Genomic DNA, 22059 nt, shown 5'->3' on the forward strand with positions numbered 1-22059 from the left:
CTTTGCTGGCTGGTCCCTTTTCATGGCGGCGAGTCCGCCATTTTTCTCTATCAAATCTTCATCATTCTGTGCCACATTACGGCATGGATTATTCAATTTCTCGGGCCCGCCTGGCGGGCCTTGCTATCTTTGGGGCCTTGGGCAGCCAGGCTTATGCTCAAACCCAGCCACATGAATTGGCGCGTGCAGATGGCAGCTCCATTCATTATTACGTCCAGCCTGCCATCGCCCCTCAAGAAGGTGTGCATGAACTGCTTCTGATTGTGCAAGGTTCGGATTGCAATAGCGTGGCGCACAAGAAAGTTGTTTGGGAAACCCTGGCCAAGGCTCGTCCGCAAGCCCAGGTGCTGGCGGTGGAAAAATATGCGCTGACGGCCGCTTTGACTGACAGTGATGAGCCTGAGCGCAACGATTGCCCGACAGACTATATTCAGCGCGATAGCCCCCAACAACGTGTAGCTGATCTGGATGCGGTTTTAAAGCAGCTGCAAAGCCAGATCCGCTATGAAAAGTTGTTTGCCGTGGGTGGCAGCGAGGGAGCGGTGATTGTTCATTTGCTGGCGGCTCAGACTTCTTATCTGGATGCGGCCGTCAGCTTCAATGGTGGCGGGCGCTGGTTTCAGGACGATGTGCTCTATAGCCTGTCGATGGAAGAGATGCCAGCTGCTGACAAGAAAGCCATGCTGGAGGGGGTGGGTGATTTTCTGAAGCAGGCCAAGGCCGGCTTGGATACCGAGATGAGTGGGCATGGACGCGATTGGTGGCAGCAGATGCTGAACTTGGATCAGGCCGAGGTGCTGCGACAGATTGTGATCCCCACACTGGTGATTCAGTCCGGGCGCGATACTTCGGTCTCGCCGCAAGCCACTGCCCAGATGGTGGCACAGGTGGATAACCCGCATGTGGTGTGGCGCACCTATCCCGATCTGGATCACGTCATGACGCAGGCCGATGGCAGCTCGGCCATGCCCCAGGTCGTGGGCGACATTGCCCAGTGGTTGAGCCAACTCAAAACTGAGACCCCTTAAGTCTTTTATATGGTCGATGACGTGATGAATTTGCCGTCATTGCCCTTTTTATATTGGAGTAGTGAATGAGCGAGATAGTCTTCTTGCGCGCTGCAGTGCCTGACGACGCCCGCGAATGCCTGCGTATCCGGGGACTGACTCGTGAAAATGCTTTTTCTGAAGAGGATCTGGCCTCCTTGGGAATTACCGCCGAAAGCTGGGCCGCAGGTATTGAGGATGGTAGTTGCCCCGGCTATGTGGCCCTGGTCGATGAGCAGATGGCTGGCTATTGCTTCGGTGATAGCCAGAGCGGCGAGATCATGGTGCTGGCGCTGTTGCCCGACTATGAAAGCCTGGGCCTGGGCCGTCGTTTGCTGACACAGATGATGCAGGACTTGCAGGGGCGTGGTTTTACGCGCCTGTTCCTGGCTTGTAATAGTGATCCTCAGGTGCGCTCCTATGGTTTCTATCGTCATTTAGGCTGGAGCGAAAGCGGCCAGCGTGATGAGTTCGGTGACGATATTTTGGAATATCACTTTGCTGATTAGGTTTGGAGCTGTGTGTGGCCCTTTGTCCGGCAACCGATACGTTAACTTTGCGCCAAGGTATAAAAAACGCCCCAAAAGCACACAGGCTTTTGGGGCGTTTTGTTGGGTTGTGCCGTTCAGGCTGCCGGTACTCTTAGACCGACTGGGCGTTTTGCAAAGCCTGGATACGTGCCGCGATAGGGGGGTGGGAAGCGAAGATCGCGCTGATCGAACGACCACCCGAAATACCGGAGGCTTCAAAGTTCTTGGGCAGTTCGCCTGGTGCCATGCCGCCCAGACGGGCCAGCGCGTGAATCATGGGTTGACGCGAACCCAGCAACTGAGCGGAACCGGCATCAGCACGGTATTCACGCTGACGCGAGAACCAGGCCACGATGATGGAGGCCAGCACGCCAAAAATCAGCTCAAACACAAAGACCGAGGCGTAGTAACCCATGCCCACATCGCGATCATTGCGCAATAGCACGCGGTCAACAAAGTAGCCGGCCAGACGGGCCAGAAAGATCACAAAGGTGTTCACCACGCCTTGGATCAAGGTCAGGGTGACCATGTCGCCATTGGCAATGTGGGCAACTTCGTGGCCCAGTACGGCCATGACTTCTTCTTCGGTCATGCCGCGCAGCAAGCCGGTGGACACCGCGACCAGAGCATCATTCTTGAAAGCGCCGGTGGCAAAGGCATTGGGCTCGCCTTCGTAAATGGCGACTTCAGGGCGGCCAATACCGGCACGGTCGGCCAGTTGGTGCACGGTATCGACCAGCCAGGCCTCTTCGGCATTGGCGGGGGCGTTCGGGTCAATGACACGGGCGTTCACGCTTTGCTTGGCCATCCATTTGCTCATCAGCAAGGAGATAATGGCGCCGGTAAAACCGACCAAAGCCGAGAAGATCAGCAATTGAGTCAGGTCCAGACCTTGCGCGTTCAGGTAACGTCCCACACCCAAAATATTCATGGAGGCGCTGAGCACCAGCATGACGGCCAGGTTGGTGATTAAGAAAAGGACAATTCGTTTCATGAATGCGGATTCCGGTGTAACAGAAAAAATCGTGATCGTGAGAACACGATCTGCGCGAATTTTAGCCTTGATTCCAGGCGTGAAAATAAAATATTCAGCTTTTAGTCAGCTTCCGGGCAAGATAGTTTCTTGCGCTGCGGTTCTTGCTGTTGCGTAAGTGGTTTGGATATGGGGTTACCGGTCCACTTTTACAAGGTGGGGAGTATAGTAATGGCTTTCCCTTATTACTGAATCTGGTTTGATCACATGCAGTCATTATGGATGCTGGTAGCCTGCGCCATGTTTGCCATTATGGGGGCCTGTGTCAAAGTGTCCGCCGATGCCGGGGCGTCGATGGCGCAAATCGTTTTGTTCCGGGGCGTGCCCTCGGTTCTTCTTCTGGTGTTCTGGGCTAAAAGCCGTGGTTTGAGGCTGGCTCCTCAAAGCTGGAAACTGCATGTCCGGCGTAATGTTTCCGGGGTCAGTTCCATGTGGCTGGGCTTTCTGGCTCTGGCTAATCTGCCCTTGTCCACGGCGGTCAGCCTGAACTACACCGCTCCCTTGTTTATTGCTTTCTGGATGCTTGCCTGGGGTGGCACCCAGCGTGACCCTGTGCGTCTGATTGCCGTGTTGCTGGGCTTTATGGGCGTGATCGGTGTCCTGCGCCCCAGCATTACGCCAGACCAATGGTGGGCCGCCATGCTGGGCCTGTGTGCCGGTGCCTTGAGTGCGGTGGCCATGATGCAGGTACGCGCTTTGGGGCGCTCTGGCGAGCCGGAATGGCGCACCGTGCTGCTGTTCTCCTGTTTTGTTGTCTGTTCCAGTCTGGTTGGGCTTTTGTGGGAAGGCTGGCGCGAGCTGAGCTGGCGCGCGTGGCTGGCCTTGCTGGGCGTGGGCCTGTCCGGCTTGTTCGGGCAGTTGACCATGACGCGTGCTTTTGGCTTGGGCTCGGCCTTGTTGACCGCAGCCTTGCAATACACCACCATTATTTTCGCCGCCCTGATTGGCATTGCTTTCTGGGGTGATGTGCCTGACTGGTTAGCCTGGGCAGGTATGGCATTGATTATTGGGTCTGGTCTGTTGTCGGCCTGGCGTACCTACAGCGAGGATCGTATCTTGCGAGGTCAGGCCGCGACAGCGGAGCAGGCTCCCGTCAAGGAGGCAGAACGTGTTTGAATTTCTGATTAGCGCAGAGCAAGTCCAGGCCAATCTGAATAATTCGGAGTGGCTGATTCTGGATGTACGCCATGATTTGGCCGATCATCAGGCAGGACGACGCGCTTACGAACAGGGGCATATTCCGGGTGCCGTGTTTCTGGATCACGAGCTTGATCTGGCTGCACCCAAGACGGGTCTGAATGGTCGTCATCCTTTGCCCAGCCGTCAGGAACTGGCGCAGCTTTTGCAGAAAAACGGCTTGCGTGATGGTATGCAGGTCGTGGTTTACGACGCCCAAGGTTCTTTATTCGCCAGCCATATGTGGTGGATGCTGCGCTGGTTGGGGCATCCTCAAGTCGCTATTCTGGATGGGGGCTGGCAGGTCTGGCAGCAGTTGGACGGAGCCGAAGAAAGCGGCCCGGCCAAGCCTGTACCAGCGGCTGCTAAATTGAATGTGCCTGAGCAGGCCGCCATGCCTACTGTGCAGACCGAGCAGGTACTGAAAAACCTGTCCAAACCTATCTTTACCGTATTGGACGCACGTGCTGCCGAGCGATATCGCGGTGACGTGGAACCGATGGACCCGGTCGCGGGTCATATCCCCGATGCGCTTAACCGGTCGCACCTGAATAATCTGGGCGAGCAAGGGCGTTTCAAACCGGCCGATCAACTGCGCCAGGAGTTTCAGGACTTGCTGGGAGCGATTTCGGCAGAGATGGTTGTGCACCAGTGTGGTTCCGGTATTACAGCTTGTCACAATCTTTTTGCCATGGAGCTGGCCGGTTTGTCTGGCTCCAGCATTTATCCCGGCTCCTGGAGTGAATGGGTCAGTGACGCCAGCCGACCTGTTGCGCGCAGCTAGTTCAACGCCCTGAGTTTCTGGTGCTGAGAAAGCCGCTCCGGAGCGGCTTTTTTGCTGTGGAGCGCTCCCAAAGTAGAAAGTATTCCTTGGGAAGGGCAGCAAGCCGCCGCCTCCCGTACAATGCCACTTCCAATTGGGCCTCAGCCAGTCCTGACGGCCCTCATTGATCAGGAATAGTTATGGTTAAATCTCGCGATGATAATCAAAGCGCCCAGGCGCCAGTCCAGCAGGATTTCGAGTCCGCTCTGGCGCAACTGGAAGCGCTGGTCGCTCGCATGGAAAGCGGGGCATTGCCGCTGGAGCAGGCTTTGCAGGCTTACGAGCAGGGCGTTGAATTAGCCCAGTTGTGTCAGCGCAAGCTGGACCTTGCACAAGAACAAGTCAGCGTATTGCAAGGCAATCTGCTGCGCCCCTTGTCCGGGGATGAAGCTGTTGGAGATAGTTAAGATGAGTTCTACCAGTTTTTCTGATTGGCTGCAGGCGCGGGTTGAGCAGACTGAGACCGTACTGGAGCAATTGCTGCCCCCTGTCAGCCAGGAACCTGCTCGTTTGCACGAAGCCATGCGCTACTCCGTGCTGGGTGGTGGCAAGCGCGTGCGCGCTGCCTTGGTGTATGCCGCCGGTGAGGCTGCCTTGCAAGGCAAGCCCATGGCGGCTGCCCAACTGAAAGCCTTGGAGCTGGCAGCGGCGGCGGTGGAATTGATCCACGCCTACTCGCTGGTTCACGACGACTTGCCGTGCATGGATGACGACAAATTACGTCGTGGTCGCCCGACCACCCATGTTCAGTTTGATGAAGCTTGCGCCATGCTGGCTGGCGATGCCTTGCAACCCTTGGCCTTCGAGTTGTTGGCACAAATGCCGATTGCCCCTGCACTGATTGTGCAAGCCATTACCCAATTGGCTCAGGCCGCGGGCAGTGCCGGGATGGCCGGTGGTCAGGCTATTGATTGCGCCAGCGTGGGCATGGCCCTGGACCGTGATCAGTTGCAAGAGATGCACAGCATGAAAACCGGTGCCATGTTGCAAGCCAGCGTTTTGCTGGGTGGTATTGTGGCGGGGGCTTCCTCTACCGTGCGTAACGGTTTGGAAGAGTACGCCCAGGCCGTGGGTCTGGCCTTCCAGGTGGTGGACGATATTCTGGATGTGACGGCTGATACCGCCACGCTGGGCAAGACAGCCGGTAAAGATGCCGCCGATAACAAGCCCACCTATGTCTCCATCCTGGGTATGGACGGATCGCGCGAGTTGCTCGGTGCTCTGAATGAGCAGGCCCAGTTGGCCTTGCGTCCTTTGGGACCTGCTGCGGCACGTCTGACGCAACTGGCTGATTACATCGTGGGTCGCAATCATTAAGCGACGCGGGCCTGTGCTACTTTGGCACAGGCCGCGAAGCGTTTTACAATAGCCGATTGGCGATTGTTTTTAGACAGTCGTTTCACTTATTTGCCCGGATAGACGTCTTTAGTATGACAACCGTTTCCCTAGAGCAGATCCAGTCTCCCGCCGACTTGCGCCAGCTTGATCAACGTGATCTTCCCGAGCTGGCACGACAACTGCGCGAGTTTGTTCTGCAATCCGTATCCAGAACCGGTGGGCATTTGTCGTCCAATCTGGGCACGGTTGAATTGACCACTGCCTTGCACTATGTGTTCGAGACTCCCCACGACCGTATCGTGTGGGATGTGGGTCACCAGTCTTATCCGCACAAGATTTTGACTGGCCGCCGCGATCAGATGAGTGGTTTGCGTCAGCAAGATGGCATCTCCGGTTTTCCCAAACGCTCCGAGTCCGAGTACGACGACTTTGGTACGGCGCATTCCTCAACCTCGATTTCCGCGGTATTGGGTATGGCCGTGGCCTCGCGCAATGCCGGGATCGAGCGTCAGCACATTGCCGTGATCGGTGATGGCGCGATGACGGCCGGTATGGCGTTTGAAGCCCTGAACAATGCCGGTGTGACGCCCGATGTAAATGTGCTGGTGGTGTTGAACGACAACGACATGTCGATCTCGCCGCCGGTGGGCGCCTTGAATCATTATCTGGCTCGCCTGATGTCGGGCCGGTTCTACGCCGCTGCCAAGAATGTAGGCCGTACTGTCTTGCAGCATGTCCCGCCTGTGCTGGAGCTGGCGCGCAAGTTTGAAGGCCACGCCAAGGGGATTCTGTCTCCGGCCACGCTGTTTGAAGAGCTGGGTTTTAACTACGTAGGCCCGATTGATGGCCACGATCTGGATGCGCTGGTCTCTACCTTGAGCAATCTGCGTGATCTGGGTGGTTTGCAGTTCCTGCATGTGGTGACCCGTAAAGGGCAGGGCTACAAGCTGGCTGAAGCCGATCCGGTGCTCTACCACGGTCCAGGCAAATTCGATCCTTCTGTGGGTTTGGTGACGCCTACGACCAAGCCGCGCCCTACGTTTACGCAGATCTTCGGTCAGTGGCTGTGCGATATGGCCAAGCAGGATCAGCGTCTGTACGGTATTACCCCCGCCATGCGTGAAGGCAGTGGCATGGTGGAGTTCGAGCAACAATTCCCTCGTCGTTATTTCGATGTGGGTATCGCCGAACAGCACGCCGTGACCTTTGCCGGTGGCTTGGCCTGTGAAGGGCAAAAGCCGGTTGTGGCGATTTACTCTACCTTTTTGCAGCGCGGCTACGATCAACTGATTCACGATGTGGCCCTGCAGAATCTGGATGTCACTTTTGCGCTGGATCGCGCCGGTATTGTGGGCGCAGACGGGGCAACGCATGCCGGTAATTACGACATTGCCTTTTTGCGCTGCATTCCGAATATGGTGGTGGCCACGCCTTCGGACGAAAACGAAACCCGCTTGCTGTTGACCTGTTGTTATCAGCACCCAGGGCCCAGCTCGGTGCGCTATCCGCGCGGAGCCGGGATCGGTGCTGAAGTGGATCAGGAGCTCCATACCGTGCCGCTGGGCAAGGCCAATCTGCGCCGTCAGGGCAAGAACCTGGCCATTCTGGCTTTTGGTCCTGTATTGCACGAAGCCCTGAAAGCAGCCGAGGCTCTGGATGCCACCGTGGTAGATATGCGTTTTGTGAAACCCATGGACGAAGCCTTGCTGCAAGAGCTGGCACAAGGCCATCAGGCTTTTGTGACCGTGGAAGAGGGCTGTTTGATGGGTGGCGCAGGCAGCGCGGTGCTGGAGTTTGTCAGCCGTGAAGCGCTGGTAATGCCGGTATTGCAACTGGGTTACCCTGACGAGTTCATCGATCACGGCGATCAGAAGAAAATTGCTCAGGATCTGGGCCTGGATGCCGCTGGCATCGAGCGCTCCATTCGTGAACGTTTCTCAAGTTTGCTTGAGGCGTGAGGCAATTTCTGCACAGTTTAGGGTTTAAATACCCCAATATGCGCGTTCTTGTTAAGGTTATCGAACCTCGCTTGCGATAAGCGTAAGATAATAATTCATTATTGTTTTTATTTACGGTTGCGGCTCTGTCGTGGCTGAACCTGATGGATATGAATACAGTGTCGGAATCGCCTTTGGCCATGCCAGATGTGCAAAGCAGCACGGATACACGCCGTGTTGCGATTCAGCGCGTGGGTGTGCGCGGGGTGCGGCATCCGATGATGCTGGACCTGCAAGGGCAGGCCGTGCCCACCGTGGCGCAATGGGAGTTGACGGTGGCCTTGCCACCCGAAGAAAAAGGCACCCATATGTCGCGCTTTGTGGCTTTGCTGGAAGAGTACCGCCGTCAAGCCATGACGCCCGCCGGTTTTGTGCAGATGGCCCAGGCCATGCTGCCTTTGCTCAATGCCGGGCGTGGCGACATGACAGCCACCTTCCCCGTTTTCCTGGAAAAAGTGGCGCCCGTATCCGGTGTGGCCAGCCTGATGGATTACACCGTCAGCTGGACAGCACGCGTCGGTGTGGATGCCCAGCCCGAATTTGAATTGTCCGTGCTGGTTCCTGTAACCAGCCTGTGCCCGTGCTCCAAGGCAATTTCGGAGTACGGTGCTCATAATCAACGCTCGCACGTTACCGTGCAGGCCGTGTTTGCGGATCCGGCTGCGCTGGACTTGCCTACGTTGATCAAATCGGTTGAAGAGCAGGCGTCCTGCCAGCTGTGGGGCTTGCTCAAGCGCACTGACGAAAAATACGTCACTGAATACGCTTACGACAATCCCAAGTTTGTCGAAGACCTGGTGCGTGATGTGGCCGTCAGCGTGCGCAGCCTGCCCGGAGTGTTGCGTTATAGCATCGAAGCCGAGAATTTTGAGTCGATTCATAATCACTCTGCCTACGCAAGTGTGCAGGGCTAAGGCTTTTGGCTTGTCAGCCAGCCTTTCTTGGTGCTAGTATCTATGGTTTCTTGCTCGACCCGGATTGAATGGGCGGGCTGTCGCGCTTGGTGCCTGACTGGTTTTACAGCAGGTAGCAGGCGATATCCACAAGGAGTTGTTCCATGCGTCACTACGAAGTAGTGTTCATTGTGCATCCCGATCAAAGCGAGCAAGTGCCCGCCATGATCGAGCGCTATTCGGCGATTGTTACTTCCGAAGGCGGTGCTATTCATCGTCTGGAAGACTGGGGCCGCCGTCAACTGGCTTACCCAATCCAGAAACTGGTCAAGGCTCACTACGTGTGCCTGAACATCGAATGCGGTCAGTCCACCCTGGACGAGCTGGAGCATTCCTTCCGCTACAACGACGCTATCTTGCGTTACCTCGTCGCTGGCACGAAGAAAGCCCCTGAAGGCGCTTCGGTCATGATGAAGTCCGTCGAACGCGAAGAAGCACGTAAAGCAAGTACTGAAGCCAGCGCTCCTGCAGCCGCTGAAGCCGAAGCTCAAGCTGAAGAGTAATAGCTCCGACTGCGTGAACCAGTTCTCTCTTGCCGGTCAGCTTATCGACATCAAGCCTTTGCGTTATACGCCGGCGGGTGTCCCAGCTCTGGAATTGGTCCTGGAACACGAATCTTCCGTAATGGAAGCCGGTCACTCCCGGCAAATCGTCTTGACGATGCAGGTAGTGGCTCTGGGAAATAATGCATTGGGTCTGGCAGACACTCCTTTGGGAGCCCGTTTGCAACTACAAGGTTTTATTGCCCCAGCCCGTAAAGGCTCGACGCGACTGGTGCTGCATGTGCAGCAATATCAGCGTCACTTTCCGGGACAAGGCTCTGTTACGGTTTGACTGGTCTGGCTCGATCGTCGCGAAGTGTTCAACACCTCGCTTCACACTGAATTCTTCCGGGTATAGCCCGGTTACTAACGAGGCACAAAATGGCTTTCCGTAGAGGCAAAGACAAAAAACGCAAATTTGCACAACAGAACCCACTGTTCAAGCGCCGCAAATTCTGCCGCTTCACCGTCGCTGGCGTTGAAGAAATTGATTACAAAGATCTGGACACCCTGCGTGATTTCATCCAGGAAAATGGCAAGATCATCCCTGCACGTTTGACGGGCACCAAAGCTCACTACCAGCGTCAGCTGGACACCGCTGTCAAGCGCGCTCGTTTCCTGGCTCTGTTGCCGTACACCGACAACCACAAATAATCCAGAGGAACCTTAGTCATGCAAGTTATTTTGCTCGAAAAAGTCGCCAACCTGGGTAATCTGGGTGATGTCGTGCGCGTACGTGATGGTTACGCTCGTAACTTCCTGCTGCCACGCAAAGTTGCTCGCCGTGCTACGGCTGCCGCTCTGCAAGAGTTCGAGGCACGCCGTGCCGAACTGGAAAAGCTGCAAGCTGAAAAGCTGGCCGCTGCTCAGGCTCAGAACGAAAAGCTGAACGGCCAAACTTTCACTCTGGTTCAAAAAGCCGGCGTGGACGGTCGTCTGTTCGGTTCCGTGACCACCATGGACATCGCCAATGCATTGCAAAATGCTGGCTTTGCCGACCTGGTCAAGACTCAGGTTCGTCTGTCCGACGGTCACCTGAAAGCCGTTGGCGAGTACCCCGTTCAGGTTGTTCTGCACCCTGACGTGATCGCTGAAATCAGCGTTGTGGTTCAAGGCGACGTCGCCTAAGACTAGTGCGTTGACGCATGGTACATTCTTTCATGGAGTGTATCTGCCAAGCTCAAAAAAGCCGGTGCAAGCCGGCTTTTTTGTTTTCTCTTCATTCTGTTCGAAGAGAGCCAGCACGCCTGCCGCGTGACTGTGCTGCCGCATCCGGTCCTGTCAGCCAAACATGCTGTTGAGCCTGACTGTTCTGACCCCAGATACACATACTGTTCAAGCCCGCACAACACATTCTGTTGGCTGCGGCGTCGATTTTTTTCCTTGATTTGAAGGTATATGCATGGAAAGCACGTCAGCCAAATCCGATTCAACGCTGGATTACCTCAGGGTCCCGCCTCATTCCATTGAGGCGGAGCAGTCGGTGCTCGGTGGCTTGTTGCTCGATAATGCCGCGTTTGACCGGGTGGCCGATATTGTCACCGACGAGGATTTTTATCGTTTTGATCACAAGCTGATCTGGCAACACATTACCCGCTTGATTGGTCTGGCCCGTCCTGCTGACGTCGTCACGGTCTTTGAGTCCTTGTCGGTTGCAGGCAAGCAGGAAGAGGTGGGTGGGCTGGCCTATTTGAATGCTCTGGCTCACAACACGCCATCGGCTGCCAATATTCGCCGCTATGCCGAGATCGTGCGCGAGCGTTCCACGCTGCGCAAGCTGGTCACCGTGGCTGATGATATTTCCTCGGCCGCCTTCAATCCGCAGGGCAAGGAGGCTCGTCAGATTCTGGACGAGGCGGAAACCCGTGTGTTTCAGATTGCCCAGGAAGGGGCGCGTGGCTCGCAAGGCTTTCTGGAAATCCAGCCCCTGCTAAGCCAGGTGGTGGAACGTATTGACGAGCTGTATCACCGCGAAGGTGATTCGGAAGTAACCGGGGTGCCAACTGGCTTTATTGACCTGGACAAGATGACGTCAGGCTTGCAGCCAGGCGACCTGGTGATTGTGGCGGGTCGGCCTTCCATGGGTAAAACCTCGTTCTCCATGAATATTGGCGAGCACGTTGCGATTGCCCAGGGTTTGCCCGTTGCCGTGTTCTCCATGGAAATGGGCGCGGTGCAGTTGGCCATGCGTATGGTCGGTTCGGTCGGGTTGCTGGACCAGCACCGTATGCGTACCGGCAAGCTGACAGCCGACGATTGGCCGCGTCTGACACATGCCGTGCAGCAGGTGCAGGAAGCCCAGATTTACATTGATGAAACGCCCGGCCTGTCGTCCATGGAAGTGCGGGCACGAGCTCGACGTCTGGCACGACAGTGTGGGCAACTGGGCTTGATCATCATCGACTACTTGCAGCTGATGTCCTCAAGCGGTGGCGAGAACCGGGCAACGGAAATTTCTGAAATCAGTCGTTCCTTGAAAGGTCTGGCCAAAGAATTGAATTGTCCCTTGATTGCTTTGTCGCAGTTGAACCGAAGCTTGGAACAACGCCCCAACAAACGTCCTGTGATGAGTGACTTGCGGGAATCGGGGGCTATTGAGCAGGATGCTGACTTGATCTTGTTTATTTACCGAGACGAGGTCTACAACCCAGACTCGCCTGATAAAGGCACGGCTGAAATCATTATTGGTAAGCAGCGTAACGGCCCTATTGGTTCGGTTCGTCTGACCTTTGCTGGCGCCAGTACGCGCTTTCTGGATTACATGCCGAATTAAGAAGCACAGTGGCTGCTTCGGTGTGCGGGCGGTCGAGTCTGTTGAGCAGAGATCAGGAAAAAAAAGAGGCATACCGCGGTATGCCTCTTTTTTATTCATTGTTCAGTCTGTATGGGCAGCTACGCAAGGTGGCTTGCCGTTCTCTTAGTGTTCACTGCGAGCAGCCAGTCTTTTCGCCAGCCACGCGCACACCAGCAACTGCCATTGGTGAAACAACATGATCGGCAAGATGATAGGCCCCACCATGGCGCTGGGGAAAATCACGTTGGCAATCGGGATGCCGCTGCTCAGGCTTTTATTGGAACCACACATCAGCAGGCTGACACGGTCTTCAAAGGAGAAGCCCAGCCAGCGCCCCAGATTCCAGGCCAGCAATTGCGCCAAGGTCAGCAGAACAGCGTTGGAGAGCACAATCAGCCCCAAGGCACTGAGTGGGGTGGAGGACCACAGACCGCCCACCACCGCGCCTGAAAAAGCCGTATACACCACTAGCAGAATCGAGCCTTGATCCACGACTTTCAGCAGTTGCTGGCGCTTCATGACCCAAGAGCCGATCAAGGGACGCAGCATATGCCCAAAGACAAAGGGAAAAAATAGCTGCAGCATGATCTTTCCCACCGCCTCCAGCGACACGGTGGCCTGGGCGCTAGTCGCACCCGCCAGCATGATGCCGACCAGAAGGGGAGTGATGAACACCCCCAGCAAGGTGGAGGCCGAGGCGCTGCAAATCGACACCGGCACATTCCCTCTAGCCATTGCGGTCAGCGCCACCGCAGATTGCACGGTGCTGGGCAGGCAGGCCAGAAACAGAATTCCCAGGTACAGATTGTCGGTTAGCCAGGGACGCAGCACAGCCGCCACGCCACTGCCCAGAATAGGGAAGAGCACAAAGGTGACGGACAGAATCAACAGGTGCAAACGCCAGTGGGACAAGCCGCCCCAGATAGCCTCACGAGACAGGCGGGCACCATGCAGAAAGAACAGCAGGGCAATCGCGATCTGCGTGATGTGTTGAAACAGAGGCACGCCCCAACCTTGGGCGGGCAGCAGGCTGGCAAGAGCAACAGTGGCAAACAGCTTCAGCAAAAACGGGTCAATCGGTAAGCGCTTGATCATGCTTGATGCGCGCTCATGGAAAGAGCCATACGGTAGGCATAGCCCAAGGAGGAGGCGTCGGCCTTGCCCTGTCCGGCAATGTCGTACGCCGTGCCGTGGTCCACACTGGTGCGGATAAAGGGCAGGCCCACCGTCACGTTCACGCCTTCGTCCAGACCCAGCAGCTTGATGGGAATCAGCCCCTGGTCATGGTATTGCGCAACCACAATATCGAACTCTCCCTGACGAGCCCGCATGAAAATCGTATCGCCAGGCCAGGGGCCGCTGGCCTGGATGCCTTCAGCGCAGGCTTGTTCAATAGCCGGTGTGATCTGTTCTATATCTTCCAAACCAAATTTGCCGCCTTCACCCGCGTGGGGGTTCAGGCCAGCGACGGCCACACGGGGCTTGGCGATTCCGGCCTGGGTGCAGGCCAGTTGTGCCAGTCGTATGGTTTGCAGCACGCGTTCTGTAGTAATCAGGGAGGGGACACGGGCCAGCGGTTCGTGAATGGTGACCAGAATGGAGCGCAAGTGTTCGTTAGCCAGCATCATGGCGTAGTGCTCGGTGTGGCTGCGCTCGGCCAGAATCTCGGTATGGCCGGGGGCATCGATACCGCCTTTTTGCATGGCCAGCTTGTTCAGCGGGGCAGTGACGATGGCACGGATCAGGCCAGCCTGGGCGTCATCAATCGCGTGGCACAGGTATTCGTAGGCACCGCGTCCGGCCTGGGCGTGAACTTCACCATAGGGCAGATCTTCGGGCAGGGCTTGCCAGCGATTCAGTACGGCAATTACCCCTTTGGGCGTGCAAACGGGCTGCTCCACTTCCTCGACGTACCAGTCTTGAGCGGCACCAATCAGTACCAGGGCACGGCGCATTGCGCCTGCATCGCCATAAACCACGGCAGGGTGGGGCAAGCCTTCAACAATCAGGCGGGCAATAATTTCCGGGCCTATGCCAGCGGCATCGCCCATGGTAAGCCCGATGGGCTGTGCGGTACGTTTCATAGCAGTCATTAAAAAATCCTCCACGCTGCATCTTTGCTGTGCTTGTTGGCCTTGATGCAGCCTGGCGGTAAAAAAAAACCGGGTCCAGGACCCGGTTTGAGTGAGTAGAGATTCGGTTTAGAGTGCGTCGCTGGCGTAATCGGCCAGACGGGAGCGCTCACCACGTTGCAAGGTAATGTGGCCTGCGTGCGGCCAGCCTTTGAATCGGTCTACCACGTAGGTCAGCCCCGAACTGCCCTCGGTCAGGTAGGGCGTGTCGATCTGGGCAATATTGCCCAGGCAGACAATTTTAGTTCCTGGACCGGCGCGCGTCACCAGTGTTTTCATCTGCTTGGGCGTCAGGTTCTGGGCCTCGTCGATGATCAGGAACTTGTTCATGAAGGTACGGCCCCGCATGAAGCTCAGGGATTTCACCTTGATCTTGGAGCGCACCAGTTCCATGGTGGAGTTGCGCGGAGCCTCGGTGCCTTGCGGATTGTTCAGGTTGCTGGAGGACTTGCCGGTGCCCAGGTGCAGGACTTCCAGGTTGTCTTCCAGCGCACCCATCCAGGGCTGCATTTTCTCTTCCTCGGTACCGGGCAGGAAGCCGATGTCATCCCCTACAGGCACGGTAGCGCGGGTGATGATGATCTCGTTGTAGCGCTTGGTCTCCAGGGTTTGGGTCAACGCACTGGCCAGGGCCAGCAGCGTTTTACCCGTACCGGCATGGCCCAGCAGGGAGACGAAATCAAAATCCGGGTTCATCAACAGATTCAGGGCAAAGTTCTGTTCGCGGTTGCGAGCCGTAATGCCCCAGACGTTGTTCTTGCCGTGACTGTAGTCGCGCAAGGTGGCCAGTACGGCGGTATTGCCAGCGGTTTCGCGTACCTGGGCGTACAAGGGATCGTCGCCTTCGGTAAACACGAACTGGTTGACCATGAACTGGCTGCACAGCGGCCCGCTGATGCGGTAGAAGGTGGTGCCACCCTGTTGCCAGGATTCCATGTTCTTGCCGTGCTTGGTCCAGAAATTGTCCGGCAAGGGCATGACGCCGTCATACAGCAGGTCGGAGTCATCCAGAACGTGATCGTGGCGGTAGTCTTCGGCCAGCAGGCCCAGTGCCTTGGCCTTCAGGCGCATATTGATGTCTTTGGACACCAGCACCACTTCGCGTTTGGGCATGCTCTGGGTCAGGGCATTGACCACGGCCAAAATGGCGTTGTCCGCCTTGCCCAGCGGCAGCTGGATAGGCAGGGTGGTATCCAGAGCGCTGGTCTGGAAGGTGACGGCGCCACGCGCTTCGGTATTGCCGATGCCATCCAGATTGATGGGCTTGTCCAGACCATGATCGCCCACCAGACCTTCCAGGGAGCGGCTGACCTGACGCGCATTGCGAGCCACTTCAGACAGGCCCTTTTTCTGGTGATCCAGTTCTTCGAGCACCATCATGGGCAGGAAGATGTCGTGCTCTTCAAACTTGAACAGCGAATTGGAGTCGTGCAGCAAGACGTTGGTATCCAGCACAAACAATTTGCGCTGGGTGGGGGCCAGACGGGTGCGTTTGCTGGCTGCGCCGGCGACAGGCTTGGGAGCGTGGGCAGGGCTGGCGGCAGCGCTTTTGCTGGGAGCTGCTTTGGCCACACTGGCGGGCGCAGGCGCTGCTGCGGGGGCCGCAGGCGCCGTTTTGACGGGCGCAGGCTTTTTGGAGCGTGGCGTAGCAGCCGCTTTACTGGGGGCGGCTGGGGGGCTGGCGGGGGGAGTGTCGGGTTCGTCTAGTGGTACGGGTGGATCGGCAAGGATGACACTGTCATCTTTTTCGCTAAGCAGGGTTCCCAGCTTGGTGGGCAACGTTGGTAGCGGCATATAACACGTACTCCTGGTTGTGTGCCGACCTGCAGGCCGGCACGGTAAGGTTTCAGGCGGCTTGCTGGACAGCCTGTAATACAGCTTGGACGTGGCCGGGCACTTTGATGCCACGCCATTCTTGAATCAACACACCTTGGGCGTCGATCAAAAAGGTGCTGCGCTCGATGCCACGTACCTGTTTACCGTACATGTTTTTCATTTTCATGACCCCAAACAGTTCGCACAAGCGCTCTTCGGTGTCGGCAAGCAAAGGGAAAGTCAGGGCTTGCTTGTCGATAAAACGTTCGTGCGAACTGAGCGAGTCGCGCGAAACGCCAATGATTTGCGCGCCTGCAGCCTGAAATTCGGGCAGGGCATCGCGGAAATTCTGGGACTCGGTGGTGCAGCCCGGCGTGTTGTCTTTGGGGTAAAAGTACAACACTGTCATTTTTCCTTTCAGGTCAGCGGCGCTGAACTCGCCCTGGGTGGAGGGCACGGAAAAGTCGGGGATGGGGGCACCAATTTGTAGGGCTGTCATGCTTTTTCCTGTATGAGTAAGGCGGCGACAACTTTGCGGCCTTCGGACATGAGGATATTGTAGGTTCTGGCGGCGGCCTGGGTATCCATGATTTCCACACCTATGCCCCACTGCAGCATTTCCTGCGTGACAGCCGGGTGCAAGAAGTGCTGGCGCTGGCCAGTCCCAATCAAGATCAATTCGGGGGCGTTGTCAGGGCGCGCCGGTGGGGCATCGTCCAGAAAGGCCATGGGGTCTTGCTTGACCGATTCCAGTCCGGCAATCCGGCGCAGCAACGGGGCTGTCAGCTCGGTTGCGCTTTGAATGGCCAGGTCCTGCACAGGACCTTCAGGGCTAAAGAAGATGGAATGATCGTGGTTTTGAAAGTTGATTGCCACATAGTCCTCACCGTAAGCGGTGATGGCATTCATGGCTGGATTGTGTTCGCGTTGCAGTTGCACGATGAGTCTCTCCCGTTACAGGGTCGATGATAGCGCAAAGAGTCAGGGACGATGCGGCACCTGATCTGTTTGCAGTGATTCTCAGTAAGTCAATCATGGATTAAACTCTTTGATTTACTTCGCACCTTTTGGTTTGGGTCTTCGCTGTTTTCTTCTCAAGGAATGTCATGATTCGCTTTCCGCGCATCGAGCGTTTGCCGCCTTACGTGTTCAACATTACCGGCGAGCTGAAAATGGCCGCCCGCCGTCGTGGCGAGGACATTATCGACATGTCCATGGGGAACCCGGACGGTGCGACACCGGCGCACATCGTGGAAAAGCTGGTCGAGGCGGCCACCCGCCCGGACACTCATGGTTATTCTGTCTCCAAAGGCATTCCGCGTCTGCGCCGAGCCGTGACCAATTGGTACGAGCGCCGCTACAATGTGCACTTGGATCCTGATAGTGAAGCGATCGTTACCATCGGTTCCAAAGAAGGTCTGGCCCACTTGATGCTGGCAACGCTGGACAAGGGCGATACCGTGCTGGTGCCCAACCCCAGCTACCCCATTCATATCTATGGTGCCGTCATTGCCGGCGCGAATATCCGTTCGGTACCCATGGTCCCAGGCGTGGACTTTTTCGAGGAAATCGAAAAAGCCGTGCGGGAGTCCATTCCCAAGCCCAAAATGATGATTCTGGGTTTTCCCAGCAATCCGACGGCCCAGTGCGTGGAACTGTCCTTTTTTGAGCGTATTGTGGCGCTGGCACGCGAGCACAATATTCTGGTGGTACATGATCTGGCCTATGCCGACATTACCTTTGACGGCTACGTGGCCCCCTCCATCATGCAGGTGGAAGGCGCACGCGATGTAGCGGTCGAGTTTTTCACCATGAGCAAAAGCTACAATATGGCCGGCTGGCGTATTGGTTTCATGGTGGGCAACGAGTCCTTGGTCAATGCTCTGGCACGTATCAAGAGCTATCACGACTACGGCACCTTCACACCGATTCAGGTGGCCGCCATTGCGGCGCTGGAAGGGCCACAAGATTGTGTCAGCGAGGTGGTGGAGCAGTACCGCCGCCGTCGCGACGTACTGGCCAAGGGCCTGCATGAAGCAGGCTGGATGGTCGATGTCCCCAAGGCATCAATGTATATCTGGGCCAAGATTCCCGAGTTCTACAAGGACATCGGTTCGCTGGAGTTTGCCAAGCGCTTACTGAGCGATGCCAAAGTAGCCGTATCCCCCGGCATCGGCTTTGGTGAGTATGGCGACAACTATGTGCGCTTTGCGCTGATCGAAAACGAGCAACGTACCCGTCAGGCGGTACGCGGCATCAAAGAAATGTTCCGTAAGGACGGATTTGTTCAATGAGTCCTATCAAAGTAGGTTTGCTGGGTTTGGGTGTGGTTGGCAGCGGCACCTGGAACGTATTGAAACGCAATGCAGATGAAATCGCTCGCCGCGCCGGTCGCCGTATTGAGGTGGTCGCTATTGCTGTGCGTGACCTGGAAAAGGCACGTGCGCTGGTTGGGGACGACGTCACCCTGACCACAGACGGCATGGATGTGGTGCGCAACCCCGAGATCGATATTGTGGTCGAGCTGGTGGGTGGCGACACCCTGGCACGCGAGTGGGTCATGGAAGCCATTGCCCAGGGCAAGCACGTGGTCACCGCCAACAAGGCGCTGCTGGCCAAGCATGGCAACAAGATTTTTGCCGCGGCTCACGAGCGCAGTGTCATGGTGGCATTTGAAGCCGCTGTGGCCGGTGGTATTCCTATCATCAAGGCAATTCGCGAAGGCCTGACGGCCAACCGTATTCAGTGGCTGGCCGGCATTATCAACGGCACCACCAACTACATCCTGTCCGAAATGCGCAACCGTGGCGTCAGCTTTGCTGAAGCCCTGGCCGATGCCCAGCGTCTGGGCTACGCCGAAGCTGATCCTACTTTCGACATTGAAGGGGTGGACGCGGCGCACAAGCTGAGCCTGCTGGCCTCCCTGGCCTTCGGTATTCCGGTGCAGTTCAGCAAGGCCCACGTGGAAGGCATTACCAGCCTGGCACTGGAAGACCTGCAACACGCACAGCGCCTGGGCTACAACATCAAGCTGCTGGGTATTACCCGCGCCCGTGAAGAAGGTATTGAGCTGCGCGTACACCCCACACTGGTTCCGCTGCAAAGCATGCTGGCCAATGTCCAAGGTGCCATGAACGCGGTACTGGTGCATGGCGATGCCGTGGGCCAGACCGTGTACTACGGTGCCGGTGCCGGCGCCTTGCCAACTGCTTCGGCGGTGGTAGCCGACCTGGTCGACGTGACCCGTCTGCAAACGGCAGAACCCGAACACCGCGTGCCTTACCTGGCCTTCCAGCACAACGCCATGTCCGATACCCCCATCCTGCCTATGGATGAAGTGGTGTCCTCGTACTACCTGCGTTTGCGTGTGGATGACCGTCCTGGCGTTCTGGCTGATGTGGCTCGCATTCTGGCGCAAGCCTCGATCTCGATCGGTTCCATGTTCCAGGAGCCAGCCGGTGAACAGGCTGACATCATCTTCCTGACGCATGAAGCGCGTGAAGGTGCCATTAATGGCGCGATCAGCCAGATTCAGAATTTGCCTTTTGTGCAGTCTGCCGTGACCCGTTTGCGCGTGGAGAACCTGTAATGAATTACATCTCTACTCGTGGCGGCATGAAGGCCCAGCCATTCTCGGACATCCTGCTGGAAGGCCTGGCTCCGGATGGCGGTTTGGCCATGCCAGAAAGCTACCCTCAAGTCAGTGCAGAAACACTGGAATCCTGGCGCGCCCTGAGCTACCCCGAACTGGCCGCCAAAGTGCTGGGCCTGTTTGTCACCGATATTCCGGCTGATGAACTGTCCGCCTTGACGGCACGTGCTTATGCCCCCGGCGTGTTCGACAGCGAGCAGGTGGTACCGGTCAAGGAACTGGAACCCGGTTTCTCCTTGCTGGGCTTGTCCCAAGGCCCAACTCTGGCTTTTAAAGACATGGCCATGCAGTTCCTGGGCCAGGTTTTCGAATACGTGCTGACACAGCGCAACAGCACCTTGAACATTGTGGGTGCCACGTCCGGCGACACGGGTTCGGCGGCTGAATACGCCTTGCGCGGCAAGCGTGGCGTCAGCGTGTTCATGCTCTCGCCTTACGGTCGCATGAGTGCTTTCCAACGCGCTCAGATGTACTCCTTGCAAGACGAAAACATCCACAATCTGTCGGTGAAGGGTGTGTTCGATGATTGCCAGGACATCGTCAAGGCTTTGGCGGGCGATCTGGAATTCAAGTCCAAATGGCATCTGGGTGCCGTGAACTCCATTAACTGGGCCCGTATTTCCGCTCAGGTGGTGTACTACTTCTGGGGCTGGTTGCGAAGCACCAGCCAGGCGGGTCAGAAAGTCTCTTTTGCCGTTCCTTCGGGTAACTTCGGTAATATTCTGTCGGGCCACATTGCTCGTCAGATGGGTCTGCCTATCGCCAAGCTGGTTCTGGCCACCAACGAAAACAACGTGCTGGAAGAATTCTTCCGCACCGGTATTTATCGTCCCCGTGGTTCCGAGCAAACTTACGCCACGTCCAGCCCATCCATGGACATTTCCCGCGCCTCCAACTTCGAGCGCTTCGTGTTTGATCTGCTGGGCCGTGATGGCAGCAAGGTCAAGGCATTGTGGGAGCAACTGGCCAAAGAAGGCCAATTCGACCTGAGCGAGCATCTGCCACGCTTCCAGGAAGAGTTCGGCTTTGTGGCCGGCGCCAGCTCGCACCAGGATCGTCTGAACACCATTGCTCAGGTGAACAAGCAGTACCAGACTCTGATCGACCCGCACACGGCAGACGCCGTCAAGGTGGCTCAGAACTTCCGCGAAGAAGGCATCCCCATGCTGGTGCTGGAAACCGCGCTGCCTGCCAAGTTCTCCGAGACAATCGAAGAAGCGATTGGTCAGCCCGCTCCGGTGCCAGCGCACCTGGCCAGTCTGGCAGACTTGCCACAGAAAGTGGTGGTGATGGATTCGGATGTAGCTCAAGTACGTCGCTACATCGAGGAACACGCCCCAACCTGATGCCCGCTATCTGCGCTGGCCCTGTGCTGGCGCAGCCATGGCGGCCAGGTAGTCGTTTCAAACCCCGATTTTGATATTCCTGCTGGCCTGACTGAAGTTCAGTTTGCTATGCAGGAAAGCAGAAATCGGGGTTTTTGCGTTTTTGGCCGGTTTTGCCGCAAGACTGGTCGGGCTGCGGTTTTGCAGCCAACTGAACTTTTTCTATCAGGCCTTCATCAAAAACACACGATATGCGGGCATGATGTCTATGGCCTTTGGTATAGGCAGATAGGCGGCTCGTCTATCGAACATAGAGAAAGGATAGAAAAATCATGAGTAAAACGACTCACGTTAAATTACGCCCGCTGGAGCGCGAAGACTTGCGCTTTGTGCATTTGCTGGACAATAACGCCAGCGTGATGCGCTACTGGTTCGAGGAACCTTACGAAACCTATGGCGAGCTGGCGGCTCTGTACGATGAGCATATTCACGATCAGCGTGAACGTCGTTTCGTTGTGGAGTGGGAAGGGCAGCCGTCCGGTGTGGTGGAGCTGGTGGAAATTGATTATGTACACCGCCGGGCAGAGTTCCAGATCATTATTGCGCCGGAGTTCCAGGGCAAGGGCATTGCCTCGCGGGCGACCAAGCTGGCTATCGAGTACGGCTTTGGGGTGCTGAACCTGTACAAGATCGTGCTGATTGTGGACAAGGAGAATCACAAGGCTATCCACATTTATCAGAAGTTTGGTTTTCAGGTGGAAGGCGAGCTCAAGCACGAGTTCTTCATTAACGGCCAATATCGGGATGTGGTGCGCATGTGCTTGTTTCAGCAGGAGTTTCTGGCGGCTCATAAGCCCGCGCAGACTTTGCTGACACCGTCGGCGCAATAGTGCTCAGTCGTGG

24 protein-coding genes are annotated in these 22059 nt (G+C 56.6%); 18 read left to right on the forward strand and 6 right to left on the reverse strand.

All coding sequences use genetic code 11. The features are described from left to right. Positions 1–83 precede the first annotated feature (83 nt). Both U2949_RS17055 and U2949_RS17060 read left to right on the forward strand, forming a co-directional pair. Positions 84–1028: a prolyl oligopeptidase family serine peptidase gene (locus U2949_RS17055; protein ID WP_321289008.1), complete on the forward strand. Its 945-nt coding sequence runs from the start codon at positions 84–86 to the stop codon at positions 1026–1028. 65 nt (positions 1029–1093) lie between these two features. Then, on the forward strand, positions 1094–1555 hold the full coding sequence (locus U2949_RS17060; protein ID WP_321289009.1) for a GNAT family N-acetyltransferase: 462 nt from the start codon (positions 1094–1096) through the stop codon (positions 1553–1555). A gap of 133 nt (positions 1556–1688) precedes the next feature. On the opposite strand, the gene htpX is transcribed toward U2949_RS17060, so the two are convergent. Next, positions 1689–2570, reverse strand: coding sequence for a protease HtpX (htpX, locus tag U2949_RS17065; RefSeq protein WP_026484332.1), 882 nt, complete (start codon positions 2568–2570; stop codon positions 1689–1691). Between htpX and U2949_RS17070 the strand changes: the two genes are divergently transcribed. From U2949_RS17070 to U2949_RS17125, 12 genes are all read left to right on the forward strand, one after another. Further along, complete coding sequence (locus tag U2949_RS17070) at positions 2569–2727, forward strand: hypothetical protein (RefSeq protein ID WP_257723416.1); 159 nt, start codon at positions 2569–2571, stop codon at positions 2725–2727. The two genes, htpX and U2949_RS17070, sit on opposite strands and share 2 nt — an antisense overlap. A gap of 89 nt (positions 2728–2816) precedes the next feature. Continuing rightward, positions 2817–3725 (forward strand): DMT family transporter, encoded by a 909-nt coding sequence (locus tag U2949_RS17075; RefSeq protein ID WP_080655545.1) that lies wholly within the window; start codon positions 2817–2819, stop codon positions 3723–3725. Beyond that, positions 3718–4569, forward strand: a complete 852-nt coding sequence (locus tag U2949_RS17080) for a sulfurtransferase (RefSeq protein ID WP_407654202.1) — start codon at positions 3718–3720, stop codon at positions 4567–4569. Before U2949_RS17075 ends, U2949_RS17080 begins: the two co-directional genes overlap by 8 nt. 179 nt (positions 4570–4748) lie before the next feature. Next, complete coding sequence (locus U2949_RS17085) at positions 4749–5015, forward strand: exodeoxyribonuclease VII small subunit (RefSeq protein ID WP_257724225.1); 267 nt, start codon at positions 4749–4751, stop codon at positions 5013–5015. A 1-nt stretch (position 5016) separates the two neighbouring features. Then, complete coding sequence (locus U2949_RS17090; protein WP_026484334.1) at positions 5017–5925, forward strand: polyprenyl synthetase family protein; 909 nt, start codon at positions 5017–5019, stop codon at positions 5923–5925. A gap of 113 nt (positions 5926–6038) precedes the next feature. Beyond that, positions 6039–7904: a 1-deoxy-D-xylulose-5-phosphate synthase gene (dxs, locus tag U2949_RS17095; RefSeq protein ID WP_321289013.1), complete on the forward strand. Its 1866-nt coding sequence runs from the start codon at positions 6039–6041 to the stop codon at positions 7902–7904. 149 nt (positions 7905–8053) lie between these two features. Then, positions 8054–8857: a GTP cyclohydrolase FolE2 gene (gene folE2 / locus U2949_RS17100; RefSeq protein ID WP_026484336.1), complete on the forward strand. Its 804-nt coding sequence runs from the start codon at positions 8054–8056 to the stop codon at positions 8855–8857. 143 nt (positions 8858–9000) lie between these two features. Beyond that, positions 9001–9399, forward strand: coding sequence for a 30S ribosomal protein S6 (gene rpsF, locus U2949_RS17105; RefSeq protein WP_026484337.1), 399 nt, complete (start codon positions 9001–9003; stop codon positions 9397–9399). A gap of 13 nt (positions 9400–9412) precedes the next feature. Next, positions 9413–9730, forward strand: coding sequence for a primosomal replication protein N (priB, locus tag U2949_RS17110; protein ID WP_026484338.1), 318 nt, complete (start codon positions 9413–9415; stop codon positions 9728–9730). Positions 9731–9819: 89 nt separating this feature from the next. Then, a complete protein-coding gene (rpsR, locus tag U2949_RS17115; RefSeq protein ID WP_003802444.1) occupies positions 9820–10092 on the forward strand; it encodes a 30S ribosomal protein S18 in 273 nt (90 codons plus the stop codon). An 18-nt stretch (positions 10093–10110) separates the two neighbouring features. After that, complete coding sequence (gene rplI, locus U2949_RS17120) at positions 10111–10566, forward strand: 50S ribosomal protein L9 (RefSeq protein WP_026484339.1); 456 nt, start codon at positions 10111–10113, stop codon at positions 10564–10566. Positions 10567–10840: 274 nt separating this feature from the next. Then, on the forward strand, positions 10841–12211 hold the full coding sequence (locus U2949_RS17125) for a replicative DNA helicase (protein WP_257724222.1): 1371 nt from the start codon (positions 10841–10843) through the stop codon (positions 12209–12211). 144 nt (positions 12212–12355) lie between these two features. Here U2949_RS17125 and U2949_RS17130 read toward each other — a convergent pair whose 3' ends face one another. The 5 genes from U2949_RS17130 to U2949_RS17150 all read right to left on the reverse strand — a co-directional run bounded on the left by U2949_RS17130 (position 12356) and on the right by U2949_RS17150 (position 17118). Beyond that, entirely contained in the window at positions 12356–13327 is a 972-nt protein-coding gene (locus tag U2949_RS17130) for a bile acid:sodium symporter family protein (protein WP_257724221.1), read from the reverse strand. Next, positions 13324–14316, reverse strand: coding sequence for a 4-hydroxythreonine-4-phosphate dehydrogenase PdxA (gene pdxA / locus U2949_RS17135; protein ID WP_257724227.1), 993 nt, complete (start codon positions 14314–14316; stop codon positions 13324–13326). The genes U2949_RS17130 and pdxA overlap by 4 nt, the downstream gene beginning before the upstream one ends. A 117-nt stretch (positions 14317–14433) precedes the next feature. Further along, positions 14434–16158: a PhoH family protein gene (locus tag U2949_RS17140; protein ID WP_026484342.1), complete on the reverse strand. Its 1725-nt coding sequence runs from the start codon at positions 16156–16158 to the stop codon at positions 14434–14436. Positions 16159–16210: 52 nt separating this feature from the next. Further along, positions 16211–16678, reverse strand: a complete 468-nt coding sequence (locus U2949_RS17145; RefSeq protein WP_009457565.1) for a peroxiredoxin — start codon at positions 16676–16678, stop codon at positions 16211–16213. After that, positions 16675–17118 (reverse strand): Mth938-like domain-containing protein, encoded by a 444-nt coding sequence (locus U2949_RS17150; protein WP_009457563.1) that lies wholly within the window; start codon positions 17116–17118, stop codon positions 16675–16677. Before U2949_RS17150 ends, U2949_RS17145 begins: the two co-directional genes overlap by 4 nt. Positions 17119–17285: 167 nt before the next feature. On the opposite strand from U2949_RS17150, the gene alaC reads away from it, so the two are divergent. The 4 genes from alaC to speG all read left to right on the forward strand — a co-directional run bounded on the left by alaC (position 17286) and on the right by speG (position 22046). Next, positions 17286–18473 (forward strand): alanine transaminase, encoded by a 1188-nt coding sequence (alaC, locus tag U2949_RS17155; protein WP_026484343.1) that lies wholly within the window; start codon positions 17286–17288, stop codon positions 18471–18473. Beyond that, positions 18470–19768: a homoserine dehydrogenase gene (locus U2949_RS17160; protein WP_094196014.1), complete on the forward strand. Its 1299-nt coding sequence runs from the start codon at positions 18470–18472 to the stop codon at positions 19766–19768. Before alaC ends, U2949_RS17160 begins: the two co-directional genes overlap by 4 nt. Next, entirely contained in the window at positions 19768–21177 is a 1410-nt protein-coding gene (gene thrC / locus U2949_RS17165; protein ID WP_257724218.1) for a threonine synthase, read from the forward strand. The genes U2949_RS17160 and thrC overlap by 1 nt, the downstream gene beginning before the upstream one ends. Positions 21178–21488: 311 nt before the next feature. Beyond that, positions 21489–22046, forward strand: coding sequence for a spermidine N1-acetyltransferase (gene speG / locus U2949_RS17170; protein WP_042484305.1), 558 nt, complete (start codon positions 21489–21491; stop codon positions 22044–22046). Positions 22047–22059: the final 13 nt, after the last annotated feature.

Source organism: Alcaligenes phenolicus (genome assembly GCF_032063905.1).
Taxonomy (GTDB): Bacteria; Pseudomonadota; Gammaproteobacteria; order Burkholderiales; family Burkholderiaceae_B; genus Alcaligenes; species Alcaligenes phenolicus.

What these genes read in the sequence shown, in the direction of transcription:
- U2949_RS17075 (WP_080655545.1), top strand. Translation starts at nt 2,817, where the DNA reads ATGCAGTCATTATGGATGCTGGTAGCCTGCGCCATGTTTGCCATTATG.
- U2949_RS17145 (WP_009457565.1), bottom strand. Translation starts at nt 16,678, where the DNA reads ATGACAGCCCTACAAATTGGTGCCCCCATCCCCGACTTTTCCGTGCCC.
- pdxA (WP_257724227.1), bottom strand. Translation starts at nt 14,316, where the DNA reads ATGAAACGTACCGCACAGCCCATCGGGCTTACCATGGGCGATGCCGCT.
- U2949_RS17060 (WP_321289009.1), top strand. Translation starts at nt 1,094, where the DNA reads ATGAGCGAGATAGTCTTCTTGCGCGCTGCAGTGCCTGACGACGCCCGC.
- U2949_RS17160 (WP_094196014.1), top strand. Translation starts at nt 18,470, where the DNA reads ATGAGTCCTATCAAAGTAGGTTTGCTGGGTTTGGGTGTGGTTGGCAGC.
- U2949_RS17070 (WP_257723416.1), top strand. Translation starts at nt 2,569, where the DNA reads ATGAATGCGGATTCCGGTGTAACAGAAAAAATCGTGATCGTGAGAACA.
- speG (WP_042484305.1), top strand. Translation starts at nt 21,489, where the DNA reads ATGAGTAAAACGACTCACGTTAAATTACGCCCGCTGGAGCGCGAAGAC.
- dxs (WP_321289013.1), top strand. Translation starts at nt 6,039, where the DNA reads ATGACAACCGTTTCCCTAGAGCAGATCCAGTCTCCCGCCGACTTGCGC.
- htpX (WP_026484332.1), bottom strand. Translation starts at nt 2,570, where the DNA reads ATGAAACGAATTGTCCTTTTCTTAATCACCAACCTGGCCGTCATGCTG.
- U2949_RS17085 (WP_257724225.1), top strand. Translation starts at nt 4,749, where the DNA reads ATGGTTAAATCTCGCGATGATAATCAAAGCGCCCAGGCGCCAGTCCAG.
- alaC (WP_026484343.1), top strand. Translation starts at nt 17,286, where the DNA reads ATGATTCGCTTTCCGCGCATCGAGCGTTTGCCGCCTTACGTGTTCAAC.
- rpsF (WP_026484337.1), top strand. Translation starts at nt 9,001, where the DNA reads ATGCGTCACTACGAAGTAGTGTTCATTGTGCATCCCGATCAAAGCGAG.
- U2949_RS17125 (WP_257724222.1), top strand. Translation starts at nt 10,841, where the DNA reads ATGGAAAGCACGTCAGCCAAATCCGATTCAACGCTGGATTACCTCAGG.
- folE2 (WP_026484336.1), top strand. Translation starts at nt 8,054, where the DNA reads ATGAATACAGTGTCGGAATCGCCTTTGGCCATGCCAGATGTGCAAAGC.
- thrC (WP_257724218.1), top strand. Translation starts at nt 19,768, where the DNA reads ATGAATTACATCTCTACTCGTGGCGGCATGAAGGCCCAGCCATTCTCG.
- rpsR (WP_003802444.1), top strand. Translation starts at nt 9,820, where the DNA reads ATGGCTTTCCGTAGAGGCAAAGACAAAAAACGCAAATTTGCACAACAG.
- U2949_RS17055 (WP_321289008.1), top strand. Translation starts at nt 84, where the DNA reads ATGGATTATTCAATTTCTCGGGCCCGCCTGGCGGGCCTTGCTATCTTT.
- U2949_RS17140 (WP_026484342.1), bottom strand. Translation starts at nt 16,158, where the DNA reads ATGCCGCTACCAACGTTGCCCACCAAGCTGGGAACCCTGCTTAGCGAA.
- U2949_RS17130 (WP_257724221.1), bottom strand. Translation starts at nt 13,327, where the DNA reads ATGATCAAGCGCTTACCGATTGACCCGTTTTTGCTGAAGCTGTTTGCC.
- rplI (WP_026484339.1), top strand. Translation starts at nt 10,111, where the DNA reads ATGCAAGTTATTTTGCTCGAAAAAGTCGCCAACCTGGGTAATCTGGGT.
- U2949_RS17090 (WP_026484334.1), top strand. Translation starts at nt 5,017, where the DNA reads ATGAGTTCTACCAGTTTTTCTGATTGGCTGCAGGCGCGGGTTGAGCAG.